This is a genomic window from Catenulispora sp. GP43 (genome assembly GCF_041260665.1).
Classification (GTDB): Bacteria; Actinomycetota; Actinomycetes; order Streptomycetales; family Catenulisporaceae; genus Catenulispora.
In genome coordinates this window covers 61,360-68,417 of the sequence record NZ_JBGCCT010000004.1, presented here as the reverse complement: position 1 = coordinate 68,417, position 7,058 = coordinate 61,360, and the positions used below count along the sequence as shown (strand labels likewise).

The 7,058-nt window shown below is 72.0% G+C and carries 7 protein-coding genes and 1 pseudogene; 4 read left to right on the top strand and 4 right to left on the bottom strand.

From position 1 onward, the window contains the following. Window positions 1–62 precede the first annotated feature (62 nt). From ABH926_RS10610 to ABH926_RS10595, 4 genes are all read left to right on the top strand, one after another. Window positions 63–266 (top strand): MbtH family protein, encoded by a 204-nt coding sequence (locus tag ABH926_RS10610; protein ID WP_370365258.1) that lies wholly within the window; start codon window positions 63–65, stop codon window positions 264–266. 118 nt (window positions 267–384) lie between these two features. Then, the gene (locus ABH926_RS10605) at window positions 385–897 is read left to right on the top strand and encodes a GNAT family N-acetyltransferase (RefSeq protein WP_370365257.1); all 513 of its coding nucleotides are present in this window, start codon (window positions 385–387) and stop codon (window positions 895–897) included. Continuing rightward, complete coding sequence (locus ABH926_RS10600) at window positions 894–2,309, top strand: MFS transporter (RefSeq protein ID WP_370365256.1); 1,416 nt, start codon at window positions 894–896, stop codon at window positions 2,307–2,309. The genes ABH926_RS10605 and ABH926_RS10600 overlap by 4 nt, the downstream gene beginning before the upstream one ends. A gap of 28 nt (window positions 2,310–2,337) precedes the next feature. Next, window positions 2,338–3,726: an acyltransferase gene (locus ABH926_RS10595; protein ID WP_370365255.1), complete on the top strand. Its 1,389-nt coding sequence runs from the start codon at window positions 2,338–2,340 to the stop codon at window positions 3,724–3,726. On the opposite strand, the pseudogene ABH926_RS10590 reads toward ABH926_RS10595, so the two are convergent. The 4 genes and pseudogenes from ABH926_RS10590 to ABH926_RS10575 form a co-directional block, all read right to left on the bottom strand. Further along, window positions 3,652–4,098: pseudogene (locus tag ABH926_RS10590) on the bottom strand (DUF998 domain-containing protein); the annotation flags it as partial. The gene ABH926_RS10595 and the pseudogene ABH926_RS10590 overlap by 75 nt on opposite strands. 167 nt (window positions 4,099–4,265) lie before the next feature. Further along, window positions 4,266–5,024 carry a DUF4118 domain-containing protein gene (locus tag ABH926_RS10585; protein ID WP_370365254.1) on the bottom strand — a complete coding sequence of 253 codons (759 nt, stop codon included), beginning with the start codon at window positions 5,022–5,024 and terminating at the stop codon, window positions 4,266–4,268. Beyond that, complete coding sequence (locus ABH926_RS10580) at window positions 4,996–6,699, bottom strand: CATRA conflict system CASPASE/TPR repeat-associated protein (RefSeq protein ID WP_370365253.1); 1,704 nt, start codon at window positions 6,697–6,699, stop codon at window positions 4,996–4,998. The genes ABH926_RS10585 and ABH926_RS10580 overlap by 29 nt, the downstream gene beginning before the upstream one ends. Beyond that, on the bottom strand, window positions 6,683–6,988 hold the full coding sequence (locus ABH926_RS10575) for a CATRA system-associated protein (protein ID WP_370365252.1): 306 nt from the start codon (window positions 6,986–6,988) through the stop codon (window positions 6,683–6,685). Before ABH926_RS10575 ends, ABH926_RS10580 begins: the two co-directional genes overlap by 17 nt. Window positions 6,989–7,058 lie beyond the last annotated feature (70 nt).

Here is a 7,058-nt window from a genome sequence, read left to right as displayed (position 1 = left end):
GGGCACCCCCGGCCGCCCGGTGTTTCCCCCGGACGATCCCAGCGATGACGAAGGAATGTGACATGGACGAGAACACCCGCTACCAGGTGCTGCGCAACGACGAGGAGCAGTACTCGCTGTGGCCGCTCGAGATCGAGGTGCCCGCGGGCTGGCAGCCCGTCGGCAAGGAGGGCACCGAAGCGGAGTGCTCCGCCTACGTCGACGAGGTCTGGACCGACATGCGGCCGCGCAGCCTGCGCGAGCGCATGGCCGAGGCCGAGGCCTGATCGACCGCGAGACGGGGCGCCGGCGGTGGACCACCGTGCGGCGCCCGGTCACCCCCGTGCCGCCCGCGCGCACTGCCGGCGGGCGGCACAGCCCGGCCCACATCTCACGGAGGTCACCGTGACCCCTGTCCTGCGCACCGACCGCCTGGATTACATCCCCTACCGAGATGAGGACGAAGACTGTTTCGTCACCCTGCTGCGCAACGAGGAGGTGTGCCACTGGATGGGCCAGGACCTCGTGAGCGAGCCGGAGCTGCGCGCGCTGTTCCGCGCGATCCGCGACGACGTGTACCCCAAGGAGCTGTTCGACGTCTGGGGCCTGTGGATGGACGGCGAGTTCGCGGGCCACGCCGAGTGCAAGAAGACCGGGAACGTCGAGGGATACGAGCTGGTCGTCGCGCTCAGCCCGCCGTTCTGGCGCCGGGGAGTGGGCTCGGAGGTGGTCCGCGGGCTGTTACGCCACGCCGCCGACAACCTCGGGTTGAAGGAGGTCTACGGGATGGTCGGCGCGGAGAACACCGCGAGCCTGGAGATGTGCCGGCGGCTGGGGTTCCGGTTCCTGCGCGACGTCGTCGGCGACGACGGGACGGTGACGAAGACGCTGGTCATTCCCACGACGGAGGCGACGTGACCGAACCCGTCACCGCTGGTGGCGCCGACGCTGTCGCCGAGGTCCGCGCCGACAGCGGCACGGACCTCGGCGAGGCACAGGCGCAGCCGCAAACACGTCCACAGTCGCAGCCACAGCCCGGCCGCCCGCCCGGTCTGTGGCGCAACCGCGACTTCAACCTGCTCTGGGGCGGCCAGTGCCTGTCGGACCTCGGCACCGCCATGTCCGACCTGGCACTTCCCCTCCTGGTCCTCCAACTGACCGGCTCGCCGACCCGGGCCGGCCTGGTGGGGACGGTGGGCCTGACCATCGCCACCGCCTGCCGCCTGCCCGCCGGCGTCCTGGCCGACCGCTTCGACCGCCGCCGGCTGCTGATCGTCTGCGACGCCATCCGCCTTGCCGGCTACGCAGCTCTGGCCTGGGCCGTCATGGCGAAGGCGGCCACCCTGCCGGTGATCCTGGCCGTGGTGGTCGCCGGCGCCGCGGCGACCGCCGTGTTCAGCACCACCGAATTCGCGGCCGTCCGCGCCCTGGTGAGCCCGGACCACATCGTCACGGCCGTCGCGCGCAACGAGGCGCGGTCGTACGGGACCTCGCTGGCCGGGCCGCCTTTGGGCGGCCTGCTGTTCGGGCTGGGCAGGGCGCTGCCGTTCCTCGGCAACACGCTGAGCTACGGCTTCTCGCTGGTGGCCGTGGTGTGCATTCGACGGCCGCTGCAACAGGCCAGGCCGGAGCCGATGCCCGAACCGGCCGACGCCAGCGACGCCGACGCCGACGCCGACGCCAACGACACCAGTGTCGGTGTTGGTGATGATGTCGCAGTCGCTGTCGCCGGTGGCAGATCCGGCTGGCAGGGCCTCCGCTTCGTCGCGGCCAACCCCTTCCTCCGCGCCCTGATCGCCATCGCCACCCCCCTCAACATGGCCTTCACCGGCATGATCTTCGCCCTGACCCTCGAGCTGCGCCGGGCCGGCCAGCCGCCGGCCCTGATCGGCCTGGCCACCGCGATCATCGGCGTCGGCGGCCTGCTCGGCGCCTTCCTGGCCCCGGCCCTGCAACGCCGGCTGCGGCTGCCGACGCTGATCAGGCTGATCTGCTGGTCCACCGCCGCCCTGATGACGGTCAGCGTCCTGCTGGCCCCGGGCATCGGCGCCGCCGCGCCGCTGGCCGCGGCCGTCTTCCTCGGCCCCAGCGCCAATGCCGCCCTGTTCGGCTACCAGGCCGCCGTCACCCCCGATCACCTGCAAGGCCGTGTGGTCAGTGTGATCTTGCTGGCCGCCACCTCGGCCGCCGCCCTCGCGCCGGCCACGGCCGGATTCCTCCTCGCCCACATCGCCGGGCACGCCGCCCTGTTGGCGTTCCCGATTCTCGTCGCCGTCGCCGCAGGTGTGGCGACGGTCAGCGGAGGGATCAGATACATAGCAGCCCAATAAATTCCCCCAGTGCGGGTAGGCGAGCGGCATGGCGCGGAATCGCTACGCGGACCTGCTGCGGGTCCTGGCCATCAGCGGGGTGGTCTACGGCCACTGGCTGCTGGTCTCGGTCACCTACCAGCACGGGCGGCTGTCCGGCGTCGACGCGATCGACTACATCGGCTGGGGGCGCTGGGTCACCTGGGGCATGCAGGTCATGCCGGTGTTCTTCCTGGTCGGGGGCTATGTCAACGCCGGGTCCTGGTCCAAGCACCACGCGGAGGGCGAGGACTGGACCCGGTGGGTCCGCGACCGGGTCATGCGGCTGCTGTGGCCCACCGCGGTCTACATCGCCGTGGCGCTCGTCGCGGTGGTGATCGCGCGGGCGGCGGCGGTGCCCTCCGCGGAGCTCGCCGAGATCGCCTGGCTGATGGCCCTGCACCTGTGGTTCCTGCCGGTCTACCTGCTGCTCAACGCGCTCACGCCGGTCCTGCTGGCCGCGCACCGGCGCTGGGGTCTGGCGGTGCCGGCCGCGATGGCCGTGGCGACCGGGCTGGTCTCGGCCGTCAAGACGGTGCCCGGCCTGCACTTCGTCGGCTACGCCGACTACCTGTTCGTCTGGGGCTGCATCCACCAGTGGGGCTTCTCGTGGCTGGACGGCAGACTGACCACGCCGCGGTGGCGTCCGTACGCGCTGGCCGGGACCGGGGCCGCGCTGCTGGTGGGGCTGGTGGCGTCCGGGGCGTACAAGGTCGACATGGTCGGCTCCGGCAACACCAACCCGCCTTCCATCGCCTTCCTGGCGTTCGCCGCGGCGCAGTCGGGCCTGGTGCTGGCGGCCGAGCCGTGGGCCTCCCGGCGGCTGACCGGGCCGCGCCTCTGGCCACGGGTGCGGCGCCTGAACAGCGTGGTCATGAACGTCTACCTGTGGCACTTCGCGCCGGCGCTCATCGTCGCGGTGGCCTTCTACGCCACCGGGGTGTTCGCGCAGCCGGCCATCGGCAGTGGGCAGTGGTGGGAGCTGCGGCTGGCCTGGCTGGCCCTGCTCACGGTGCTGCTCGCGCCGCTGGTCGCGGCCATCACCTGGGCCGAGCGCCCGATGCTGCGCCTGCCCGGCGGGATCGGCCCGGCCGGCTGGTGGTCACCGGTGCTGCTGGTGGTGGGCATCGGCGCAGCGGCTCAGAGCCTGGCCATGTTCGCCGTCGACGGCTTCGCACCGCACGGCGGCCTGCCGGGCCCGGCGCTGGCCGGCTTCGTCGTAGGCATGACGGCGACCCTGCTGACCGGCCGAGTACCGAAGGCCGGCGGCGACGATCAACGGCCACAGCGCCTGCAGCCCGGTCACGACACGTTCGGCGACCCCGGCCTCGCCGTGACCGTTCAGGGCGAGCAGGAACCAGGCCGCGCTCACCAGCACCACCGCGGTGAACCCGGCTGAGACCGCCGGCCGCAGCGGCCACGGCGCCGACGGGCTGTGCTCCACGGCCAGGCAGGGCCAGACCGCCAGCGTCGTGAAGCCGAGCCCGGTGGCCACGACGTGCTGCGGCGTGGTGCCGCCGTCGCCCGGCTCCGGGAAGAACGCCACCGCGACCGAACAGGCACCGCCGAGCAGCAGCATGACCCGCCCCGCCGGCCGCACCCGCTTGAGCCCGCACGCCGTGACGAAGTAGCACATCCCGATCCCGGCGAATGCCCACGTCATCACCCACCGGTCCGTTGCCCCGTCAGCGGCCAGCGCACTGATCGTTTGGCTGAGCGGATCGAAGCCTGTGGGCTGGAGCTCCGAAGCGACCGCCCAGCCGCCGATCATCAGTACCGGGGCTGCGCCGGATGACAGCAGCGCCCACCACGGAATTGGCGGCATACTTCCACGGTAGATCGCCGCGCTCGACCGATCTTGTCCACAGGACCGGGCGCCGAGGCGCGTTGGGCTGAATGGGGGACCGTGGGCGTCGTCCTGCTGCCCGGTCTGGTGCCTCAGCCGACAGTCGACCGCGCCGCCGCGCCGGCCAGGACCGCCCCGACCAAGTCGCTGAGCATCACTGCCATCCGCCGGGCCTCCGGCGACGGCGCGCTGCCGGGCACCGGGGTGAGCATGAACCGTCCGCGCGTGCGGCCGCCCGAGCGGGCCAGCAGTTCGACGTCCTCGTCGGGGAACCCGTACTGGTCGATGTCCCAGCGGACCTTTCCCCAGGCCAGGGTGGCGTCGTCGGTCAGGCGCGGCGGGTGGCCCAGGAGCCGGCCCTGCTCGAAGCGGGCCGCGCGCAGCCCGAGCAGCATCACCAGCTGGGCCTGGACGTGGCCGATGATCTCGCGCTCGTCGCGGCCGTCGGCGATCAGCGCGGACGTGGTGCGCAGGGCTTCCAGATAGGAGCTGTCGCGGACGACGACCCGCCGGGCCCGGCGGCCCCGGACGGCGAGCTCGCTCACCGCCGCGCCGACGACCACCAGGAGCACCGTGGTCTCCAGGTCGGTGTGCCGGGTGATGGTGAACCGCTGGTACGGCACGGTCCAGAAGAAGTCGAACCACGCCGCCGCCGAGAACGCCGACAGGATGCCGGCCGTGCGATTGCCGTCGGCGGCCACCGCGACGATGGCCACGACCAGAAGCAGCGCCACATCGGTGTTCGCGATGGAGCCGCGCCAGGGGAGCAGGATCGTCGCGACCGCGAGCGGCAGCAGCAGCGCCGCCGCCACGGCCACCCGGTCACGATGCATCCGGTCCAAGAACCTCATACTTCTGGTCTACCCCGGTACTGACCAGGTGTTCGTTTGCAAAGCGCGTGCCTTTTCCGTCTGGACGATCGGCCTCGATCACCCAACTCGACCCTGGATCACGTCGCCGCCGCCATCCCCTGATCGCGGACACCACCGCGACCACCGCGATTGCCGTGCCGACGCAGATCAGAACAGTCGGCACAGAAGAACGACGATGCCCGTGGCCCCGTTCCCACACGGCGGTCACGAACCACGAACCGGACGCGGCCCACACCGCCACGCCGAGCAGATCCGGCCAGGCGAACACCGCCGGACCGCCGAGCCCGCGCGGCCAGCGCAGCACCGCGGGCGGAAGCACCAGGGCCGTGGCGGCGAGGAACGCGATGAGCGCCGGCTGGACCGACGCGCGGACCGGGACGTGGTAGCCCAGCGCCTGGACCGCGGTCAGCGCCATGATCACGGCCCCCAGGAACGAGCCCTGCAGCACCGTCACCTGCTCCCGGCGCCGGTCCTGGCGTTCGCGGACGGCGGAGGAGACCGACGCGGCGATCTCGCGGACCCGTTCACTGGTCGCCGCCAGGTAATCCTCGTCGGCGTCGATCTGGCGCGTCACCCACCGCGCGGTCTCCCGGTCCCGGCCGAGCACCGCGCCGTGACCGCCGCCGCGACCGCCGCCGTCGCCGTCGTCCGCGCCGAGCGCGTCGACGAGGTTCTGGTCGGCGATCGTGACGGCCCGCCGCATGGCCCGCAGCCGGGTCCGCGCGGTGATCAGCCCGGTGGCCCCGGCCTCCAGCACCCCCAGCTCCCGCTGGACGGCGAGCAGGGTGCTGACATCTGTCGCGGGTGCGGCCATGAGCTGTACGAGCGAGTCGACGTGTTGTTCTGCTTCCGCGCGGTCGGCGCGAAAGCGATCGTCGGCGCGAAGTACGCGCGCCTCGTAACGGATCTTCGCGGCGTGCAGCAGAGCACGGCCCAACGGAGCCAGTTCCGGCGCGCCGGTCGCGCTCCAGGTCCACGCGTCGACGGCGGGCTCGGGATCGGGGACGCCGGCGGATGGTTCGGCCACCACCGCCAAACTGCGCTCGGGCGCCAGCCGGCTCGCGGACTCCGGAGCCGCCTCCCACACCAGGACCGGTGACGGCGCCGTGGTGGCATCGGCCAGGGTCTGCGGTCCGCGCCACACCAGCCGGCTCGATCCGGCGTCGGGGAAAGCTTGCCGGAGGTCGTCCTCCGTCCTGTGTCTGCCCCGCGAGCGGCGCGCCGTGGATGTCGACACCGCGCGGTACAGCCGTATGAAGCCCAAGACATCAACGTCGTCGCCGGGAACGGGAGCGCTGGCGGACCAGAGCTCGTCGAGATCTCGCCAGGGCACCGGCTCCACGTACGAGAGCATCAGGCTGAAGCCGACGACGTCGTGCAAGCGGTAGACGAACGCTTGAAGGGTGTCGGGCCCTTCGGCGCCGCGCCCGGCCATCAGGCGAAAGCCGTCGACCGCAGCGGGCAGGCTTTCGGGGATGTCGTCCGGCGCGGAGCCGCCATCGAGCCCGCGCGTCAGGCCGAGGGCGCCGCAGGCTTCCCACAGCTGGTCGAGGTATCGACGTTCGGGCGACGAAGCCCGCTGCACGAAGTCGGCCGGGAGGAACGCGTGGATTTGGAGGCCGGCGCTCCGTGCGGTCTCAGCGGCCGGCGGCATTCTTCGCCTGGCCGGGCTTGGTCTGCGCTGGCGGCGAGATGGTTCGGACCAGTGAGTTGATGACTTCGAGGATCTCCCGAGGCGGCGGATCAGCGGGCTGCGTCACCTTGACGGCCGCGCGCTGCGTCGTGAAGACCGAGAGTTCCTCCACCACGGTCCTGAAGCGGTCGGCGTCCTCGTTCTGCCACGCGGCCCGCAGTTCGGCGAGCGGCTCGGCGACAGCTTCCCAATCCGCGGCATCGAGCCGACTCTCCGCCAACACCTCCAGCAGAAAGTTCGCGTCGGCCAAGTCTGCCGGGAATACGCCTTCTGTCATAGGACTCTGCAATCATCCGCTTTCAGCCGGCCGGACTGGGCTA

Coding starts and splice junctions, on each gene's coding strand:
- ABH926_RS10610 (WP_370365258.1), top strand. CDS start 63: ATGGACGAGAACACCCGCTACCAGGTGCTGCGCAACGACGAGGAGCAG.
- ABH926_RS10595 (WP_370365255.1), top strand. CDS start 2,338: ATGGCGCGGAATCGCTACGCGGACCTGCTGCGGGTCCTGGCCATCAGC.
- ABH926_RS10585 (WP_370365254.1), bottom strand. CDS start 5,024: ATGAGGTTCTTGGACCGGATGCATCGTGACCGGGTGGCCGTGGCGGCG.
- ABH926_RS10580 (WP_370365253.1), bottom strand. CDS start 6,699: ATGCCGCCGGCCGCTGAGACCGCACGGAGCGCCGGCCTCCAAATCCAC.